Source organism: Streptosporangium subroseum (genome assembly GCF_900188345.1).
GTDB lineage: Bacteria > Actinomycetota > Actinomycetes > Streptosporangiales > Streptosporangiaceae > Streptosporangium > Streptosporangium subroseum.
In genome coordinates, this window is the sequence record NZ_FZOD01000049.1 from 50,993 (window position 1) to 69,767 (window position 18,775).

Here is an 18,775-nt window from a genome sequence, read left to right on the forward strand (position 1 = left end):
CGGGAGAATGGGGTACGTGACAAGGATCGTGATCATCGGTGGTGGGCCCGGCGGGTACGAGGCGGCCCTGGTGGCCGCGCAACTCGGGGCGCGGGTCACCGTCGTCGAACAGGACGGCCCCGGCGGGGCCTGCGTGCTCACCGACTGCGTGCCGTCCAAGACGATGATCGCGACCTCCGTGCGGAAGCAGGCGCTCCTCGACGCCAGCATGCTCGGCGTTCACTACACCGGCGGTCCCGACGGTGACGTCGGCGGCGTCATCGCCGACATGCCACTGGTCAACAGGCGCGTGAAGGATCTCGCCCAGGCGCAGTCCGCCGACATCGCCGCCCGGCTGTCCGCCGAGGGCGTCGAGATCGTCCGGGCTCCCGGCCGGCTGGTCGACCCGCGGACGGTCACGGCCGGAGACCGGACGATCGAGGCCGACGTGGTCATCGTGGCGACCGGCGCGACCCCGCGCGTCCTGCCCGGAGCCGAGCCCGACGGCGAGCGCATTCTCAACTGGCGGCAGCTGTACGACCTCGAGGAGCTTCCCGAGCACCTCATCGTGGTCGGCTCCGGCGTCACCGGCGCGGAGTTCGCGGGCGCCTACCGGTCACTGGGCTCCGAGGTCACACTCGTGTCCTCACGCGACCGGATGATGCCCAACGAGGACGCCGACGCCGCCGAGGTCCTCGAAGAGGTATACCGGCGCCGAGGCATGAACGTCATGGGCCGCTCCCGAGCCGAGTCCGTCAAGCGCACCGCGGGCGGCGTGGTCGTCACGCTGGAGGACGGCCGGACCGCCGAGGGCAGCCACTGCCTGATGACAGTCGGCATGGTCCCCAACACCGGCGGGATCGGCCTGGAGGAGGCCGGGGTCGCCCTCGACCGGGGCGGTTTCATCCAGGTCGACAAGGTCTCCCGCACCTCCGCGTCCGGCGTCTACGCGGCCGGTGACTGCACCGGCGTGCTGATGCTGGCCTCGGTGGCCGCCATGCAGGGCCGGATCGCGGTCTGGCACGCCCTCGGCGAGGCCGTGCAGCCGCTCCGCCTGGCCACCGTCTCCTCCACCATCTTCACCGACCCCGAGATCGCCGCCGTGGGCATCGCCCAGAAGGCGATCGAGGCCGGCGAGATCGAGGCCAACGTGGTCAAGCTGCCGCTGGCCACCAACGCCCGCGCCAAGATGCAGGGTTTCAACGACGGCTTCGTGAAGCTGTTCTGCCGCCCGCACACCGGCATCATCCTCGGGGGCGTCGTGGTCGCCCCCCGCGCGTCCGAGCTGATCCTGGCGGTCTCGGTGGCCGTCCAGCAGAGGCTGACCGTGGACCAGCTCGCCCACACCTTCGCGGTCTACCCGTCGCTGTCCGGCTCCATCACCGAGGCGGCCCGCCGCCTGATGCAGCCGATGACCCCCAGCGGGATCTGACCGCCCGCCCCGCTCATCTCGTCCGGCCGCCCGCCCCGCTCACCTGTCCGACCGCTCACCCCGCTCACCTGTCCGGCCGCTCATCTCCCGGCCGGCCCCGAGCGCGACCCGTCAGCGACACCGCCGGGCGTTGAGCCGGGCGGCCCGGCGCGTCAGGTGGTCGCGCTCGGCGAGATTGGGCGCCTGGTGGGCCGCCTCGGCGTACAGCCGTGCCGCCGTCGCCAGGTCGCCGTCGCACTCGTGGAGGTACGCCGCCACCGCGGTATGGCGGGGCAGCGAGTCGTCCAGCGCCGCGAGCGCCGCCAGGCCGGCGCGCGGTCCGTCGGCCTCGCCGACGGCCACCGCGCGGTTGAGCCAGACGACCGGGCTGTCGGTCAGGAGCGCGAGCTCGTCGTACCACTCGACGATCTGCACCCAGTCGGTCTCCCCGGCGGTGGGCGCGTCAGCGTGGAGCGCCGCGATGGCGGCCTGGGCCTGGAACTCGCCCAGCCGGTCGCGGGTGAGGGCGGCCTGCAGGATCTCGACGCCCTCGGCGATCGACTCGGTGTCCCACCGGCCGCGGTCCTGCTCGGCGAGCGTCACCAGGCTGCCGTCGGGCGCGGTCCGGGCGGCGCGCCGGGCGTGGTGGAGCAGCATGAGGGCGAGCAACCCCGCCACCTCGGGGTGGTCGATCGCGGCCGCGAGCTGCCGGGTGAGCCGGATGGCCTCGGCGGCGAGGTCGACGTCGCCGGAGTAGCCCTCGTTGAAGACCAGGTAGAGGACGCGCAGCACGGTGGCGACGTCGCCGGGCTGGTCGAACCGCACGCCGGAGACGGTGCGCTTGGCCCGGCTGATGCGCTGCGCCATGGTCGCCTCGGGCACCAGGTAGGCCTGGGCGATCTGGCGGGTGGTCAGCCCGCCGACGGCGCGTAGCGTGAGCGCGACCGCGGACGACGGCGTCAGCGACGGGTGGGCGCACAGGAAGTAGAGCTGGAGCGTGTCGTCCACCGCGGGCGCGGGCCCGGGCGCCGGCTCCTCGTCGAGGAGGTCCTCACGCCGGCGGCGGGCGGTGTCCGCCCGGGTCGCGTCGAGGAACCGGTGCCAGGCCACGGTGACCAGCCAGCCCTTCGGGTCCCGAGGCGGGTCGGCCGGCCAGACGTGGACCGCCTTGACCAGCGCGTCCTGCACGGCGTCCTCGGCCGCCGCGAAGTCGGCTCCGCGGCGGACGAGGATCCCGAGCACGCTCGGAGTGAGGCTCCGGAGCAGGATCTCGTTCACTTCAGAGAGCACTCCGTGACGGTGGGCGAGTGGGTCAGGAACGGGCGCACCTCGAGCCACTCGTGGATCGGCTTCCCACCCGCACCGGGGGCGGCCGACAGTTCCCCGGCCAGCTCGATGGCGCGCTCGTAACTGTCGACGTCGATCACCATCCAGCCGGCGATGAGGTCCTTGGTCTCGGCGAACGGGCCGTCGGTGATCGGCGGGCGACCCTCGCCGTCGTACCGGACGAACATTCCCCCGGGGGCGAGCGCCTTACTGTCGACGAACTCGCCGGTCTCCTCGAGCCGGGCCGCGAAGTCGTTCATGTACTGCACGTGGGCCGAGATCTCCTCCGGCGTCCACCGGTCCATGGGCACGTCGTTGACCGCGGCCGGGGCACCGCGGTAGTGCTTGAGCAGCAAATACTTGGCCATCGTGTTTCTCCTCGGTGCTGGTGCGAGACCCATTGTGGTCGCGTTCACCACGGGGACGGAACCGGTCACGAATTCTCGACATCGCCGCCCGAATCTTTTCGGAGTTCGTCGACGAACCGGGGTGAGCCGTCTCGCGGTGCCCGGGTCCGCACCGTGGCGTGAGGGCGAGACCGAGGAGGTTCTCGGCGACAGGAGCCGCAACGCCCTGACTCGCGGCGATACGGCCTGTGCGGAGAACCGGGCTAGAGGGATCGGGTCTTGAGGCGGTCCAGGGCCGCCCTGCCGTCCTGGACGGCCTGAGCCACGAAGTGCAGCTCCTCCCTGCGCTGGGCCACGGCCAGTGCGATCTTGGCCGCCTCGTAGGCGTCGATCGCGCGGCGCCAGTCCTGGTCGGCGGTCATGCCGCCACGCCCGCTGATCTGGAACTCGTAGTCGAGGCGGTCGATCTCCTCGCCCAGCCGGGTGATGTCCTCCTCGGCGTTGTGCCGTATGAGGGCGAACTGGGCGTTGCGCCTGTTTCGCCGCTGGGTGCTGATCCCCCAGATCACCATGGTGAGCGCCAGGCCCGCCGCGCTGAGCACGACCATGATGAGCCCGACCGACGGGCCACGGGGCGGGGGGCGCCTGTCCACCTGCGGTTCGTAGTCGTCCTCCGGGGTGAAACCGGTGTCGGTGGGCAGCCCGGCGACGCCCTTCGGGGTGCCCTCGGAACCGGTCAGGTCCGCGCCGTCGGCCTGGACGAAGGACGCCCCTTCGACCAGCGCGCCGGCGAAGTCGGTGCCGTCCAGCTCGGCCTGGGTGAACAGGGCCTCGCTCACGTCGGCGTCCTTGAACGTCGCGTTGCGCAGGTTCGACTGGCCCATCTTGGCGTCGTGGAGCTTGGCCCGGGTGAAGTCGGCCTTGCGCGCCTTGAGCTGGCCGGGAGTGCTCTCGTTGAGGTCGGCGTCGACCAGCTTGGCGTTGGTGAAGTCGACCTGGGTCAGCTCGGCCCGGGTCAGCTTCGCCCCGCTCAGATCCGCGTACGGGAACTCCGCCTGCCCCGCCTCGGCGTCGACCAGGATCGCGCCGCGCAGGTCGGCGTGGTCGGCGTGCAACTGGCCGAGGTCGGCCTCGGAGAGGTCGGCGTCCCGCAGGTCGGCGTACTTCAGCGTGGTCTGGGTGAGGTTGGCCTGCTTGAGCGAGGCGCCGCGCAGGATCGCCCCGGTCAGGTCCTTCAGCGTGAGATCCACGCCGTTCAGCCTGGCCTCGGTCAGGTCGGCGCAGCGCAGGTCGGCGGGGAGCTGGGCGCCATGGGTGAAGTCCCTGCCTCGCAGGTCCGCGCCCTCGCCGGGCTTGCACGGCCCGGTCGCGGCCTGGGCGGGAGAGAACACGGTCCCCGACAACGCGAAGATCGCGGCGATGAGTGTCAGGGGGATGGAACGACGCACGGGTGCCTCCTTCAAAGCAGCCCCGATCGTGTCAGTGGATCATTGCATCCTGCTGGACACCCGCTTGCACTTTCAGCCATGCATCTTCAGAACGGCGTAGCCGCCGGGGGGCAGGCACAGATCGCTCGCCACCTTCCTCTCATCCTCTCCGTGATTGATGGCGAACAGCCACTCGCCACGCCGTACGAGTTCCACGGGGGCCGGCCTCAGGCCCAGCAGGCGGGCGTAGGCGTCGTCGGTGAGCCGGGTGGAGAGGTAGAGGGCCGTGCCCGCGCCGTACCGGTTGCGGGTGACGGCGGGCAGGCCGGAGAGGGCGGCGGCCGAGGCGTGCGGGCCGGCGTAGAGGGCCAGCGCCTCCGCGCCCCGCAGGTGGACGTGCTCGCTCCAGAACGTCCCGGTGTCCTCGACAGGTCTTTCCCCGGACGGCTCGGGGTTCTCCTCGCGGGAGCTCAGGGGGCCGCCACCGGGGACGGACAGGGTCATCGCGACGTCCGGGGGCAGGGGATGGAACTCCTCGACCCCGATGCCGAGCAGGTCGCGCAGGGCCCCGGGGTAGCCGCCCAGCCGGACCCGGGCGTGCTCGTCGGCGACGCCGCTGAGAAAGGAGACCAGGAGCGTGCCGCCGCCTTCGACGTAGCGGCGGAGGTTCGCGGCGTCGGCGTCGGAGATCAGGTAGAGGCTGGGCACGAGCACGAGCCCGTACGCCGACAGGTCCGCCGAAGGGTGGGCGAAGTCGGCGGTGACGCCGTGCCGGTAGAGCACCCGGTGTGCCTGCCGTACGGCCTCCAGGTAGCTCAGCTCCGCCGAGGGGAGGCCCGGTGACTGCAGGGCCCAGCCCGCCTCGGCGTCCCACAGGATCGCGGCCCCGGCCTCGACCGGCGCGCGGACGGCCTCGTCGAGGGAGGGCAGGAGCTCACCGAGTTCGCAGATCTCGCGGAAGATCCGCGAGTCCGGACCGGCGTGCGGGACCATGCCGGAATGCCAGAGCTCGGCTCCGCCCCGCGAGGCCCGCCACTGGAAGAACATCGCCCCGCGCGAGCCCCGCGCGATGTGCGACAGGCTCAGCCGGGTGATCTCCCCGGGACGTTTGGCGACCATCCGCGGCCCGGTGTAGGTCACCACCGCCTGCTCCGTCAGCAGCCACGGCCTCCCCCGGCCCAGAGGCGAGCGAGGTCGGCGGCGAACGCGGTCTCCTGCGGGGGGTCCGCGGCCGGATAGTGGTCGATCGCGACCAGGTCCACCTCCTCGGCCCAGTGCCGCTGGTTCACCGGCACCCAGTCGCCGAAGACGAAGTTCGTGGTGACCGGGACGTCGAGGGTGAGCTCGCGCAGCACCGCCTTCTGCGCGCGGAAGTGGTCGAGCATGGCGTCGGAGACGAACCGCCGGAAGTCGAGCGTCTGGGAGGGGTTGGGCAGGTACTGGGTGGCGCGGGGCGGCATGACCTGCTCCCACGCCGAGTAGTGCTGACTCCAGAACGAGGTGGTCCAGGCGTCGTTCAGCGCGTCGAGCGTGCCGTGCCTGCCGGCGAGCCAGGTCCTGAAGGCGGCGGCGACGTGGTCGCAGTGGCACGCGGTCCCGTACTCGTTGTGGACGTGCCACATCGCCAGGGCGGGGTGGTCCCGGTAGCGCTCGGCGAGCGTGCGGGCGATCCGGACGGAGGCGTCACGGTACGGCGGGGCGCTCACGCAGTAGGTGTCGCGGCTGCCGTGGGTGAGCCGGACACCGTCCGCCGTCACGGTGAGCGCGTCCGGATGGGCCAGGCCGAACCAGGGGGGCGGGGAGGCGGTGGGGGTGGCCAGGTCGACCCTGATCCCGCCCGCGTGGAGCAGGTCGAGGACGCGGTCCAGCCAGCCGAGATCGTGGACGCCGGGCGAGGGTTCCAGCCGGGCCCAGGAGAACACCCCGACGGTGACCAGGTTGACCCCGGCCCGCCGCATCAGCTCGACGTCCTCCTTCCAGACCTCCTCGGGCCACTGCTCGGGGTTGTAGTCCCCTCCGTAGCACAGCCCGTCGAATCCCTTCGGCCAGTCCACTCCGGGCTCCTCTATTTGGATGGAAACTAAACTAATTATTCATGGATCATCGGCTCGCCTCAAGTGCCGCGACCGCGTGAGGCCACGCCGCGACCCGGCGCCCGGCGGGCTCTGCGCGACAAGCGCCGTGACCGCGCGAGGTCACATCGCGACCGGGTTCAGTGCGACTCATTGTTGACCGAACATTCTCGATTGGGCTATCTTCGGGACGTGGCCAGAACCAAGGAGTTCGATCCGGAGACAGCACTTCGAGCGGCGCTGGAGCTGTTCTGGGAGCGGGGGTACGAGGCGACCTCGATGGCCGATCTCGTCGAGCACATGGGTGTCGCCCGGGCCAGCATCTACGCCACCTTCGGCGGCAAGCACGAGCTGTATCTGAAGGCGCTCGACCGGTACGGCGAGTCGGTCGACCCCCATCTGCTCACCGAGCTGTCCCAGCCGGGACCGGTGCTGCCCGCCGTGCGGGCGCTGGTCGAGCGGTTCGCCCGCGAGGCGACCGGCGAGGGCGGGCGCCGAGGCTGCTTTGTGGTCAACACGGCGGTGGAGCTCGCTCCGCACGACCCGCTCATGGCCCGCCGCGTGCAGGCGAGCTGGGATCACCTGGAGACCGCGCTGACCTCGGCGCTGATCCGGGCGCAGGCCCAGGGAGAGCTGGGCGAGGAGCGGGATCCCCGGGCGCTGGGCCGCTTCCTGCTCGTGCTGATGCAGGGGCTGCGGGTCGTGGGCAAGGCGGAGGCCGGACCTCAGCGCCTGCGTGACGCCGCCGCGCAGGCGCTGGCGCTGCTGGACTGACCGGCACGGCGGTCGGCCGCCGGCCCGGCGGCCGACCGTGGCGAGAAATGGCCTTCGGGATGCGCTGACTGCTGCCCAAAAACAAGAACGCTCGATCTTGAATTTTCGGACGCTTCGGAAAGGAATCATGGCGATCACGGAACCCGGCTCGCCGCCGGTCGGGCACGGCGCGACGGCGCAGCCGGCGGAGCGGACCGGCTCGGTTCGAGCTTTCGCACTGCTCGGCACCGTTCAGACCACCCTGATCTTCACCATCACCTTGATCGCCGTGCCGCTCCCCGAGATCGGCCGGGAGTTCCGGCTCGGCCCCTCCGGCCTCTTCATGGTCAGCACGGCGTACGGGCTCTCCTTCAGCGGGTTGCTGCTGTTCGGCGGCCGGCTCGCCGACCGGCACGGCGGTCGCGCGCTGTTCGCCACGGGGCTGGTCGTCTTCGCGGTGGCCTCGGCCGTCGCGGCGCTCGCCCCGGGCTTCGCGGTCCTGGTCGCGGCCCGGTTCGCCCAAGGCGTCGGGGCGGCGCTCACCGCACCCGCCGCCATCGCCGTGCTTCGCGCGGTCCTTCCCGACCCGGGCAGGTACGCCCGGGCCATGGCGACCTGGGGCGGGTTGTCCGTCCTGGGCGCGACGGCCGGGACCCTGCTGTCCGGCGTGGTCACCACCTGGGTGCCGTGGCGGTGGATGTTCGGCGTCGCGCTGCTGGTGAGCCTGGTCGCGCTGCCGCTGACGCCGCGATGGCTGCCCGCCGCCGCGCCGAGTGGACCGGTCGCACTCGATCTTCCGGGAGCCGCACTCGCCACGGCGGGGGTCACGCTGCTCAGCTACGGCCTGCTGTCGACAAGTGGGCACGCGTGGGCCTCGGCGGCGGTCCTGGTCCCGCTCGTCGCCGGCCTGACGTCGCTGACGGCCTTCGCCGCGGTCGAGTCGCGCGGCCGGGAGCCGCTCCTGCCTCCGGCGTTCCTCGCCGACCGGCGCCGTGTCGTCGCGTTGCCGGCGATCGCCCTCTCCGCCGCGGGAACCGCGGTGGTCTTCCTTCTTCTCGCGCTCTACCTCCAGCAGATCCGCGGCTGGTCGCCGCTGCGTACCTCGCTGGCCTTCGTGCCCTACGCGCTCTCGCTCCTCATCGCCGGTCGGCTCGCGGGCCGGCTCATCGTCCGGTTCGGCGCCCGCGCGGTCGTCGGTGCGGGACTCACGGTCGCCGCCGGCGGGCTGTTCCTGCTCTCGGGGCTCGACCCGCGCACGGAGTACGTCACCGGTCTGCTGCCCGGCCTCGTGCTCCTGCCGGCCGGAGTCGCGCCGGTCTTCGCCGGGGCCGCGGTCCTCGCCGTCGCCGGGGTCCCGCGGCGGCAGGCCGGCCTCGCGGGAGGCGTCATGAACACCGCCATGGAATTGGGCCCCACGGTCGGGCTGGCTCTGCTGACGACCGTCGCTGCGGCCCGGACCTCGCACATCACCGTGGGGGGCGCGAACCCGCAGGCCGCCACGACCGGCGGTTACTCCTGGGCGCTGGGCGCCGCCGGGTTCGCCTTCGCACTCCTGGCGGCGTTGACGGCCGTCGCCGTACGGCCCCGGAGCGAGGAATGACGCCGAAGGTGAGAGACCTCCACAACCAGCCATGTCCGCAGCGAACCATCAACCTGGGAGTCACCATGACCGCTCGTTTCACCGGCAAGGTCGTCCTCGTCACCGGGGGAGGATCCGGCATCGGCCGGGCGATCGCCCTGGCCTTCGCGCGGGAGGGCGCGGCCGTCGCCGTGGCCGGACGCTCCGCCGAACCGCTGACGCGGACCGTGAAGCTCATCGAGGCCGAGGCCGAGGACGGCCGCGCCACGGCGATCACCGCGGACGTCACCCGGTCCGAGGACGTCGCGGCGCTCGTGACCCGGACCGCGGCCACCTACGGCGGCCTCGACGTCGCGGTGAACAACGCCGGCATCATCACCGCGTTCGGCCCCGTGGGCGACATCGACGAGGACCAGTGGTCCACGCTCGTCGCGGTCAACCTCACCGGCACCCTGCTGTCGATGAAGCACGAGATCGCCCACATGCGCCGCAACGGCGGCGGCGCCATCGTCAACGTCTCCTCGAACCTCGGCGCTCACAAGCGGCTCGCGGGTCTGGGGGCGTACGTCGCGACGAAGGCCGCGGTCAGCGCGCTGACCCGCAACGCCGCGCTGGACCACATCCGCGACGGAGTCCGGATCAACGCCGTCAGCCCCGGCCCGATGGACACGCCGATGTCCTACCGGCCGGGCGAGACCGCGGCCGACCGTGACGCCCGGATGGGGGAGCAGTTGCCGGCCGGTCGGGTCGGCGGTCTCGACGAGATCTCCGCGGCGGTGCTCTATCTGGCCTCGCCCGAAGCGGGCTTTGTCGTCGGAACCGACCTGCTCATCGACGGAGGAGCCACGGCCTGACCCGTTCACCTCGCCCGTCACCGGACGTTCGGGCCTTCAAAGGGGGAGCATGTGGGCCCCTCGTCCGTGGACCGTGCCCGTCCCGGCTCTAAGCACCATCTGATCGCCGATCGTTACGGAACCCCGCTCGCCGTCACGCTGACCGGCTCTGCCGCCGTCAGCCGACGCGGTCGAGGACGTTCGCGCGGGCTACGGCGTACCGTTCGCGGATCGCCGGCACGGCGTCCGCCTCGTGCATCTCAACCTGCCCGACCGTCCACGATGGCGGCCGCTGCCCACCCGACAACACCCAGGCCGCCTGACGGGCGGCGCCGTCGGCGACGTACTCCCCCAGTGTCGGGACGAGCACGGGGCGGCCGAAGACCGTGGGAGCGATCCGGCGCACCGCCTCCGAGCGGGCGCCGCCGCCGACCAGGATGACCCGGTTGACCGTCATGCCCTGCGCGATCATCGCGTCCAGCCCGTCGGCGAGGGCGCACAGCATGCCCTCCACCGCCGCGCGGGCCAGGTGCGCGGGGGTCGAGGTCCGAAGGGTCAGGCCATGCACGGCTCCGGTGGCGTGCGGGCGGTTCGGTGTGCGCTCGCCCTCCAGGTAGGGCACCAGGGCCAGCCCGTCGGCGCCCGGCGGTGCGGACAGCGCCAGCGCCGACAGCTCCGCGTGGTCCACTCGCAGCATGGTCGCGGCCGCGTCCAGCACCCGGGCGGCGTTGAGCGTGCACACCAGCGGCAGGAACCGGCCGGTCATATCGGCGTACCCGGCCACGATCCCGCTCGGGTCCGCGGCCGGCACGTCGGAAACGGTGGACACTATGCCGGAGGTGCCGATCGACACGATCACGTCGCCCGGCTCGGCACCGACACCCAGCGCCGCTGCGGCGCAGTCGCCGGCGCCGGGGCCCAGCGGCGCGCCGGTGCGCAGGTGCCCGGCCTGAGAAGTCGGCCCGAGCACCTGCGGCAGCAGCACATCGTCGCGATCGAACGCCAACCGGATCAGGTCCAGACGGTACTCATCGGTCGCGGCCGACCAGTATCCGGTCCCGCTGGCCTCGCTGCGGTCGGTGCGCAGCGCATCGAGCCCCGGTGCGCCGGACAGTCGCCAGGTCAGCCAGTCGTGCGGCAGACACACCGCGGCTGTACGGGCGGCGTTGTCCGGCTCCGCCGAGGCCAGCCAGCGCAGCTTGGTGACGGTGAAGCTGGCCACCGGTACCAGGCCGACCGCCTCCGCCCATGCTCGCTGTCCCGCCTCGCCACCGCCGAGATCCGAGATCAGGTCGGCGGCGGCGCCGGCCGAGCGGGTGTCGTTCCACAGCACGGCGTCCCGGATCACCGCGCCGTCGTCGTCCAGGCACACCATGCCCTGCTGCTGCCCGGCGATCGAGGCAGCCGCCACGTCGTCCAGTCCGCCGGCCTGTGCGACCGCGTCGGACAGGGCGGCCTCCCACGCGGCCGGCGGCACGGTGGTGCCGACGGGGTGTGGTGCGCGACCTTCGCGCACCAGCTTCCCGGTCTCGGCGTCGCGGATGACGACTTTGCATGACTGGGTCGACGAGTCGACCCCGGCGACGAGGGGCACCGTTCCTCCGGGGTTGTCGGGTGCGGGTCAGGTGGCGCGGTTGGTCAGCGGGGGCGCGGACCCGGTGGTCGACGGCGAACTGTTTGGATCCGAAGCCCTCGGCGCCGACCGTGGCCGGGGGCGAAGCTCTGGAACGCTTGGATTGTTTGTCGAGTGGCTGAATTATTTCGGCTGCGCCAGGTGTGTTGTCAAGATCATGACGCAGCCCGCGACGGATTACCGGAGCCGATCGTCAGCGACGTCGACGACCGCCCTGGCAGCCGGCACGTCTTCGGCCGACGTACGGCCACCACGCCGGCAACGCCGGCTCGACCTGCATCTGACCGGCCACCACCTGACCACGAGGGGGTACGTAAGACGGCCTCGGGGAACAATGGAGCAGCCCCTAGCGCTAGGGGCTGCTCCATTGTTCCCCGAGGCCGGAGGAGAGCGCGTTGGAAAAGCCGGACTGGGCGGCACCGCTGGCCGAGGCGTACGAGAGATCCCTCGCCTATCTGACGACTCTGCCCGATCGGCCGGTGGGCAGCGCGACGGACAGGCTCGACCTCCGAGCGGCGCTCGGCGGCCCGTTGCCCGAAGCGCCTCAGGACGCGCGCGAGGTCGTCGCGAGACTGGCCGCGGCGGCCGAGCCCGGTCTGGTGAGCACGCAGAGCGGTCGCTTCTTCGGGTTCGTGATCGGCGGAGCGAATCCGGCGGCGCTGGCAGCGGACTGGCTCACCACCACCTGGGACCAGAACGCCTGCCTGTCCGCTCTCGCGCCGGCCGCCTCGGTGGTGGAGGAGGTGACCGGGGCGTGGCTGGTGCAACTGCTCGGACTTCCCGCCCACGCGTCGACGGGGTTCGTCACCGGCGGCCAGATGGCCAACTTCACGGCGCTGGCCGCCGCCCGGCACGAGATGCTGCGCCGGGAGGGCTGGGACGTCGAGGCCGACGGGCTGGCCGGGGCGCCTCGCCTGCGGGTGCTGGCCGGTCGGCACCGGCACAACACCATCGACCGCGCGGCGGGCTTTCTCGGCCTGGGCCGCGCCGCGATCACCTCGGTCGACACGGATGACCAGGGACGGATGATCCCGGACGCGCTGTCGGACGCGCTCGCCGAGAGCGATCGCCCGACGATCGTCTGCACCCAGGCCGGCGGTGTCAACACGGGGGCGTTCGACCCCGTGGGAGACATCTGCGCCGTCGCCCACGAGGCCGGGGCCTGGGTGCACGTCGACGGCGCGTTCGGGCTGTGGGCCGCGGCCAGCCCCCGGCTGCGGCATCTGACGGCGGGGGTGGAGCGAGCCGACTCGTGGGCCACCGACGGGCACAAATGGCTCAACGTGCCCTATGACTCCGGTCTCGTCTTCTGCGCCCATCCGCGGGCGCACCGGGCCGCGATGGGGACGCGGGCCGACTACCTCATCCACGGCGGCGAGGGGGAACGCGACGCGCTCGACTACACCCCCGAGTTCTCACGGCGCGCTCGCGGGTTCCCCGTCTACGCCGCCATCGGGGCACTCGGCCGCGCCGGCGTCGCCGAACTGGTGGAGCGCTGCTGCGCGTTGGCCGGCTCGTTCGCCGAGCAGCTGGCCGCCCACGACGGCGTCGAGATCCTCAACGACGTGGTGCTCAACCAGGTGCTGGTGCGCTTCCTCGCCGCGGACGGCGACCACGACGGTCACACCCGCGCGGTCGTGGAGCGGGTGCAGCGGGACGGTACCTGCTGGATGAGCGGCACGACCTGGAACGGCCGGGCCGCGATGCGGATATCGGTGTCGAACTGGTCAACCGACCAGGACGACGTGGACAGGTCCGTCGCGGCGATCCTCCGCTGCGCCCGGCCGGACGCCGAGGGGTAAGGGGCGCGTCGCAGAGAACCCCGGCCCCGGCCCCTCCGTCTGAGGGCCGGGGCTTTTTGCTGCCCAGGCCGTGCTCCCGTCCTTGGCCCGGCAGGTCGATCCCATTGACGTTTGTTGGTTTGGACGTAAAACTAAATCAGCAACCGGAAGCCTGAAGCGCTGGAGCCCCCATGCCCTACCGTCCCCCCTTGATCGCGCATGAGTACTTCGTCGCCGATCCGCCGGAGTTGCCCGTTCGCTCGCACGGTGAGACGGGCCTGTCGGCGCTGACCTCGGCGGAGCCGGTGGCGTCCGACGCGACCGGGGTGATTTTGAAGGCCGTGACCTCCGCCGAGGAGACGCTTCTGGTCCAGGTGGGGGTGGCGGGCGAGGGCGTGATCCGGGTACGGCTCGGGCAGGACGTGGACGCGCGGACCCGGTCGGCGGCCGCGATCTCGATGGTCACGCCGGGTGAGTTCGCCGGGGCGCGGGTGGAGAGCGGCGACGGGACGATCCTGATCGACGCGGGCTCGCTCCACGCGGAGATCACCTTGGCGCCGTGGAACCTGAGGTTCACCGACGCGAGTGGAGCGCTCCTGCTGGAGCAGGACCGGGGTCACACCGACATCAGCGGGCGCCTGCGCACGCTGCCGTTCGGGCGGTCCAGCTCCGACGGCGCGGTGGTCGGCTACCACGAGAGCTTCGCCGCCGCCGCCGACGAGGCGTTCACCGGTTTCGGCGAGTCGTTCACCCCGCTGGACAAGCGCGGCCAGCGGCCGGTCATGTGGAACTTCGACGCGTTCGGCGCGGAGTCGCAGCGGGCGTACAAGAACGTGCCGTTCTACCTCTCCAGCCGGGGCTACGGGGTGCTGGTCGACAGCGGGGCGCCCGTGGAGTTCGACGTCTGCCAGTCCACGCACAGCTGCGTGCAGATCGTGGTCCCGGACGACCTGATCGACTACTACGTGATCGCCGGTCCCACCCCGCCCGAGGTGCTCGACCGGTTCGACCTGCTGACCTGCCGGCCGATGCTCCCGCCCAAGTGGGCGTTCGGCACCTGGATCTCCTCGGGATTCTTCGTGGACACCCAGGAGCGGGTGATGGCCAGGGCACGCAGGATCCGGGAGCGCGGGATCCCGTGTGACGTGCTGCACCTGGACACGTACTGGCAGACGGACGGGCACTGGTCCGACCTGCGGTGGGACGCGGCCAACTTCCCCGATCCCGAGACCATGCTGACCGAGCTGGACGGGATGGGCTTCAAGGTCTGCCTCTGGATGAACCCGTACATCTCTCACCTCAGCCCGGTGTTTCCCCAGGCCTCAGAAGACGGATATTTCCTTAAAAAGCCGGATGGCGAGGTCTACGTGGCCGACTGCTGGCACGGCTCCTACCCCGCCTGCGGCATCGTCGACTTCACCAACCCCGCCGCCGTGGAATGGTTCAAGGGACTGCTGCGGCCGCTGCTCCGCCAGGGCGTGCAGGTCTTCAAGACCGACTTCGCCGAGGGCGTGCCGCACGACGCGGTGGCGTTCAACGGCATGAGCGGCACCGACCTGCACAACGTCTACGCGCTGCTGTTCAACGACGCCGTCTCCGAGGCGACCCGGGAGATCGCCGGGCACGGCATGGTCTGGGCGCGCTCGTCGTTCCTGGGCGGCCAGCGGCACGCGGCGCAGTGGAGCGGCGACACCTACACGAGCTACCCGGCGATGGGCAGCACGCTGCGCGGCGGGCTGGCGCACGGGCTGTCCGGCATCCCGTTCTGGAGCCACGACGCGGGCGGGTTCACCGGCCGCCCGACCGACGACCTGTACGTCCGCTGGACCCAGTTCGGCGCGTTCTCGCCCCTGCTGCGCCTGCACGGCACCACCAGCCGGGAGCCGTGGGAGTTTCCCGAGGTCGAGGCCCAGGCGGTGGAGGCGCTGAAGCTGCGCTACCGGTTCATGCCATACATCTACACGGCGGCGGTAGAGGCCGCCAGGACCGGGGCGCCGATGATGCGGGCGCTCTGCGTGGACCACCCCGGCGATCCGGTGGCCTGGCAGGCGGACCTGGAGTACCTCCTCGGCCGCGACCTGCTGGTGGCGCCGATGACCTCCCCCGAGGGGGTGAGGAAGGTCTACCTGCCCGCGGGCGAGTGGGTGGACCACTGGACGGGAGAGGTCTTGGCGGGCGGCCGGTACGTCACGGTCTCCACGCCGCTGGACCGGATCCCGCTGTTCGTACGGCACGGCGCGCTCATCCCGACCCTCGCCGACCCCGGCGACGCCATCGGGGACGGGTCGTTCGGAGAGATCGTCCTGGTCGGCTACGGCGTGGGCGAGAGCCGTACCACCGTCTCCGACCTCGAAGGAGACACCACGATCACCGCTGTCCCGGATGCGGACGGGCTGACGGTGACCGTGTCGGGGAGCGCGCGGATCGTGGGCGTCGAGCTGGTGGGGGCCGGCGTCCCCGTCGTCATCACCACCATCTAGGCATCTAGGAGAAACCATGTTCAAGATAAGAACAGGTGTGGCCGTCGCGGCCATGCTCGTGGCGCTGGCCGCATGCGGCGGCACCGAGCAGGCGGCGGACAAACCCGCCGCGACGGGCCCCCGCGTTCTGAAACTCTGGCACTACGAGGGCGCCGACAGCGCGATGGGCAAGGCCTGGGCCGAGTCGGTCAAGCAGTTCGAGGCCTCGCACCCCGGCGTGACGGTCAAGCTGGAGGAGAAGGCGTTCGAGCAGATCCGCCAGTCCGCGGGCATGATCCTCAACTCCGACGAGGCCCCGGACGTGATGGAGTACAACAAGGGCAATGCCACCGCCGGGCTGCTGTCCAAGCAGGGCCTGCTGACCGACCTCTCACCCGAGGCGACCAAACGCGGCTGGGACAAGCTGCTCAGCCCCTCGCTGCAGACCACCGCGAAGTATGACGAGCGCGGTGTGATGGGCGCCGGCAAGTGGTTCGGCATCCCGAACTACGCCGAGTACGTGATGGTCTACTACAACAAGGACCTGTTCAAGAAGGCGGGCGTCGAGGTGCCCGCGACCTTCGACGAGTTCACCGCCGCGCTGGAGACGTTCAAGAAGGCCGGGACCACGCCTCTGGCCGTCGGCGGCGCCGAATACCCGGCGCAGCAGATCCTCTACCAGCTCGCGCTGAGCAAGGCGCAGCGGCCGTGGGTGGACGCGCTGCAGCTCTACAAAGGCAAGGTCGACTTCAAGGGACCCGAGTTCAAGTATGCGGCCGACACCTTCGCCGACTGGGTCAAGAAGGGCTACATCGGCAAGGACTCCGCCGCGATCAAGGCCGAGGACATGGGGGTGTCCTTCATCGGCGGCAAGTATCCGATCCTGGTGTCGGGCAGCTGGTGGTACGGCCGGTTCGCCACCGACATCAAGGACTTCGAGTGGGGCTCCTTCCTCTGGCCGGGTAACACGATGAACGCCGGATCCAGCGGAAACATCTGGGTCGTCCCCGAGAACGCCAAGAACAAGGACCTCGCCTACGACTTCATCGACATCACGATGAAGAAGGACATCCAGAACCTGCTCGGCAACTCCGGCGGCATCCCGGTGGCGGCCGACCCGGCCGCGATCACCGACCCGAAGAGCAAGGAGCTGATCGAGAACTTCAACAAGCTCTCGACCTCCGACGGGCTGGCGTTCTACCCGGACTGGCCGGCCCCCGGCTACTACGACGTGCTGGTCTCGGGCGTGCAGAACCTCATCAACGGCACCAAGACGCCCGACCAGGTCCTGGACGAGATCGCCGCGCCGTACAACGAGAACCTCGCCGACATCGGCAACTGACCGCACGCCGGCGTCCGGCCGCGCGAATGTCGGCGACCGATCGGACGACGGTGATCGCCCCTCTTTTTCGGGGCCCGTGCCGCGGCACGGGTCGTACGCGCAGAACATATGGAGAGGTCCTCGATGAAGAGGTCTCGTAGTAGTGGGTACTGGGTGTTCCTCCTGCCGAGCGCGGTGCTCTTCACGGCGGTCATCGTCGTGCCGTTCCTGATGAACGTCGGGATCGGGTTCACCCGGTGGCAGGGGATCGGCGCGCCGAAGTGGATCGGCCTGGACAACTACACGCGGCTCCTCGCCGACGAGCGGTTCTGGGCCTCCTTCCGCAACAACGTCGCGCTGATCGTGGCGATGGCGATCATCCCGACGATCATCGGGCTGGTCCTGGCGGCGACCCTGTTCGACTACGTGGGCAAGAAGTTCGGCCCCCGTACGGCCAGTGTGCTGCGGGCGGCCTACTACCTGCCGCAGGTCCTGCCGGTCGCGGTCGCCGGAATCGTCTGGGGCTGGATCATGCATCCGCAGTTCGGGGCGCTCAACGAGCTGCTCAAGCTGCTGGGGATGGAACCGAGGAACTGGCTCGGCGACCCCGCCTGGGCTCTGCCGAGCGTTATGGCGATCATGGTGTGGTTCCAGATCGGCTACCCGGTCGTGATCTTCATGTCCGGGCTGCAGCGGGTCGACCCCGCCCTGTACGAGGCGGCCGAGATGGACGGCGCGTCGTGGTGGCGGCGGCTCTGGCACATCACGCTTACGCAGATCCGGCCGGAGATCTACGTGGTCCTGCTGACCTGCACGATCGCCGCGCTGAAGGTCTTCGGGCCGATCTTCGTCCTGACGCGGGGCGGCCCCGGCGGGGCCACGCTCGTGCCGTCCTACTTCAGCTACCAGAACTTCTTCGAGAAGGCCAACGTCGGCTACGGCTCGGCGATCGCCACCGTGCTCACCCTCGTGATCATCATGGTGACGGTCTTCTTCCTGCGGATTCAGGACAGGGAATCATGATCCGGAAATATTCGGTTCTGGTCTCGCTGGTCGTGCTGGCCGTCGTGATGCTCGTGCCGTTTGTCATCGTCACGCTCAACGCGGTGAAGTCTCCGGCGGACTACTCCTCGGGTGGGCCGCTGAGCCTGCCCGGGGAGCTCTACCTCGATGGGATCGTCCGGTTCTGGAACCGGGTGAACTTCGGCGGCAAGCTCTGGAACAGCCTGCTGATCAGCGGTTCGGTGGCCGTGCTCGCGGCGGTCCTGTCGGTGCTCAACGCCTACGCGCTCGGCATCGGCAGGGTGCGTGGCCGGATGTGGATCCTGGTCGTGTTCCTGGTGGCCAACACGCTGCCGCAGGAGGCGCTGGTCTACCCCCTGTACTACCTGTCGAAGCAGGTCGGCCTCTACGACACCAGGCTCGGCGTGATCATCATCTTCACGGTGATCCAGAGCGCCTTCGGGACCTACCTGCTCTCCTCGGTGCTCAGCCGGTTCCCGCGCGAGATCCTGGAGGCGGCGGCCCTGGACGGGGCGGGCAAGTGGCGGGCGCTGTGGCAGGTCGTGGTGCCGATCAGCAGGCCGACGCTGAGCGTCCTGCTCATCTTCTTCTTCATCTGGACCTGGAACGAGTTCTTCCTGCCCCTCGTCTTCCTCATCTCCAACGACAACCAGACCGTCCCCGTCGCCCTGGGAGTCCTGCAGGGGGACAAGATGATGGACGCCACGATGTCGAGCGCCTCGGCGCTGCTCGGCATCCTCCCGGCCATCGCCTTCTTCCTGATCTTCCAGCGCACCCTCACCCGCGGCGTGACCGTAGGCGCGATCAAGTAGTTCCCGCGAGAACCCGAAG

The 18,775-nt window shown here is 70.8% G+C and carries 14 protein-coding genes and 1 pseudogene; 9 read left to right on the top strand and 6 right to left on the bottom strand.

The window, feature by feature from the left end:
- Positions 1–16: 16 nt before the first annotated feature.
- Positions 17–1,411 carry an NAD(P)H-quinone dehydrogenase gene (locus CHC08_RS34235; RefSeq protein ID WP_089211545.1) on the top strand — a complete coding sequence of 465 codons (1,395 nt, stop codon included), beginning with the start codon at positions 17–19 and terminating at the stop codon, positions 1,409–1,411.
- Positions 1,412–1,522: 111 nt separating this feature from the next.
- Here the strand turns inward: CHC08_RS34235 and CHC08_RS34240 are convergent, their stop codons facing one another.
- The 5 genes and pseudogenes from CHC08_RS34240 to CHC08_RS51865 form a co-directional block, all read right to left on the bottom strand.
- Positions 1,523–2,668: an RNA polymerase sigma factor gene (locus CHC08_RS34240; protein ID WP_089211525.1), complete on the bottom strand. Its 1,146-nt coding sequence runs from the start codon at positions 2,666–2,668 to the stop codon at positions 1,523–1,525.
- Complete coding sequence (locus CHC08_RS34245; protein ID WP_089211526.1) at positions 2,665–3,084, bottom strand: YciI family protein; 420 nt, start codon at positions 3,082–3,084, stop codon at positions 2,665–2,667. Before CHC08_RS34245 ends, CHC08_RS34240 begins: the two co-directional genes overlap by 4 nt.
- Before the next feature lie 242 nt (positions 3,085–3,326).
- On the bottom strand, positions 3,327–4,511 hold the full coding sequence (locus CHC08_RS34250; RefSeq protein WP_143653444.1) for a pentapeptide repeat-containing protein: 1,185 nt from the start codon (positions 4,509–4,511) through the stop codon (positions 3,327–3,329).
- A gap of 72 nt (positions 4,512–4,583) precedes the next feature.
- Positions 4,584–5,483 carry a beta-galactosidase gene (locus tag CHC08_RS51860; RefSeq protein WP_420823596.1) on the bottom strand — a complete coding sequence of 300 codons (900 nt, stop codon included), beginning with the start codon at positions 5,481–5,483 and terminating at the stop codon, positions 4,584–4,586.
- Positions 5,478–6,448 (bottom strand): annotated as a pseudogene (locus CHC08_RS51865) (beta-galactosidase); the annotation flags it as partial. The pseudogene CHC08_RS51865 and the gene CHC08_RS51860, both read right to left, overlap by 6 nt.
- Positions 6,449–6,754: 306 nt before the next feature.
- Between CHC08_RS51865 and CHC08_RS34260 the strand changes: the two are divergent.
- From CHC08_RS34260 to CHC08_RS34270, 3 genes are all read left to right on the top strand, one after another.
- Positions 6,755–7,336 (top strand): TetR/AcrR family transcriptional regulator, encoded by a 582-nt coding sequence (locus tag CHC08_RS34260; RefSeq protein ID WP_089211546.1) that lies wholly within the window; start codon positions 6,755–6,757, stop codon positions 7,334–7,336.
- Between the two features lie 127 nt (positions 7,337–7,463).
- Entirely contained in the window at positions 7,464–8,915 is a 1,452-nt protein-coding gene (locus tag CHC08_RS34265) for an MFS transporter (protein WP_089211528.1), read from the top strand.
- A 65-nt stretch (positions 8,916–8,980) separates the two neighbouring features.
- Positions 8,981–9,748, top strand: a complete 768-nt coding sequence (locus CHC08_RS34270) for an SDR family NAD(P)-dependent oxidoreductase (protein ID WP_089211547.1) — start codon at positions 8,981–8,983, stop codon at positions 9,746–9,748.
- Positions 9,749–9,905: 157 nt separating this feature from the next.
- On the opposite strand, the gene CHC08_RS34275 is transcribed toward CHC08_RS34270, so the two are convergent.
- Positions 9,906–11,321 carry a xylulokinase gene (locus tag CHC08_RS34275; protein ID WP_089211529.1) on the bottom strand — a complete coding sequence of 472 codons (1,416 nt, stop codon included), beginning with the start codon at positions 11,319–11,321 and terminating at the stop codon, positions 9,906–9,908.
- A 434-nt stretch (positions 11,322–11,755) separates the two neighbouring features.
- Between CHC08_RS34275 and CHC08_RS34280 the strand changes: the two genes are divergently transcribed.
- From CHC08_RS34280 to CHC08_RS34300, 5 genes are all read left to right on the top strand, one after another.
- Positions 11,756–13,162 carry a pyridoxal phosphate-dependent decarboxylase family protein gene (locus CHC08_RS34280; RefSeq protein ID WP_089211530.1) on the top strand — a complete coding sequence of 469 codons (1,407 nt, stop codon included), beginning with the start codon at positions 11,756–11,758 and terminating at the stop codon, positions 13,160–13,162.
- Positions 13,163–13,350: 188 nt separating this feature from the next.
- On the top strand, positions 13,351–15,621 hold the full coding sequence (locus CHC08_RS34285; protein ID WP_245878734.1) for a TIM-barrel domain-containing protein: 2,271 nt from the start codon (positions 13,351–13,353) through the stop codon (positions 15,619–15,621).
- A gap of 16 nt (positions 15,622–15,637) precedes the next feature.
- On the top strand, positions 15,638–16,942 hold the full coding sequence (locus CHC08_RS34290) for an extracellular solute-binding protein (RefSeq protein ID WP_089211532.1): 1,305 nt from the start codon (positions 15,638–15,640) through the stop codon (positions 16,940–16,942).
- A 123-nt stretch (positions 16,943–17,065) separates the two neighbouring features.
- Positions 17,066–17,944 carry a carbohydrate ABC transporter permease gene (locus tag CHC08_RS34295; protein WP_245878735.1) on the top strand — a complete coding sequence of 293 codons (879 nt, stop codon included), beginning with the start codon at positions 17,066–17,068 and terminating at the stop codon, positions 17,942–17,944.
- Positions 17,941–18,756 carry a carbohydrate ABC transporter permease gene (locus CHC08_RS34300; RefSeq protein ID WP_089211534.1) on the top strand — a complete coding sequence of 272 codons (816 nt, stop codon included), beginning with the start codon at positions 17,941–17,943 and terminating at the stop codon, positions 18,754–18,756. Before CHC08_RS34295 ends, CHC08_RS34300 begins: the two co-directional genes overlap by 4 nt.
- The last annotated feature ends 19 nt before the right edge of the window (positions 18,757–18,775 follow it).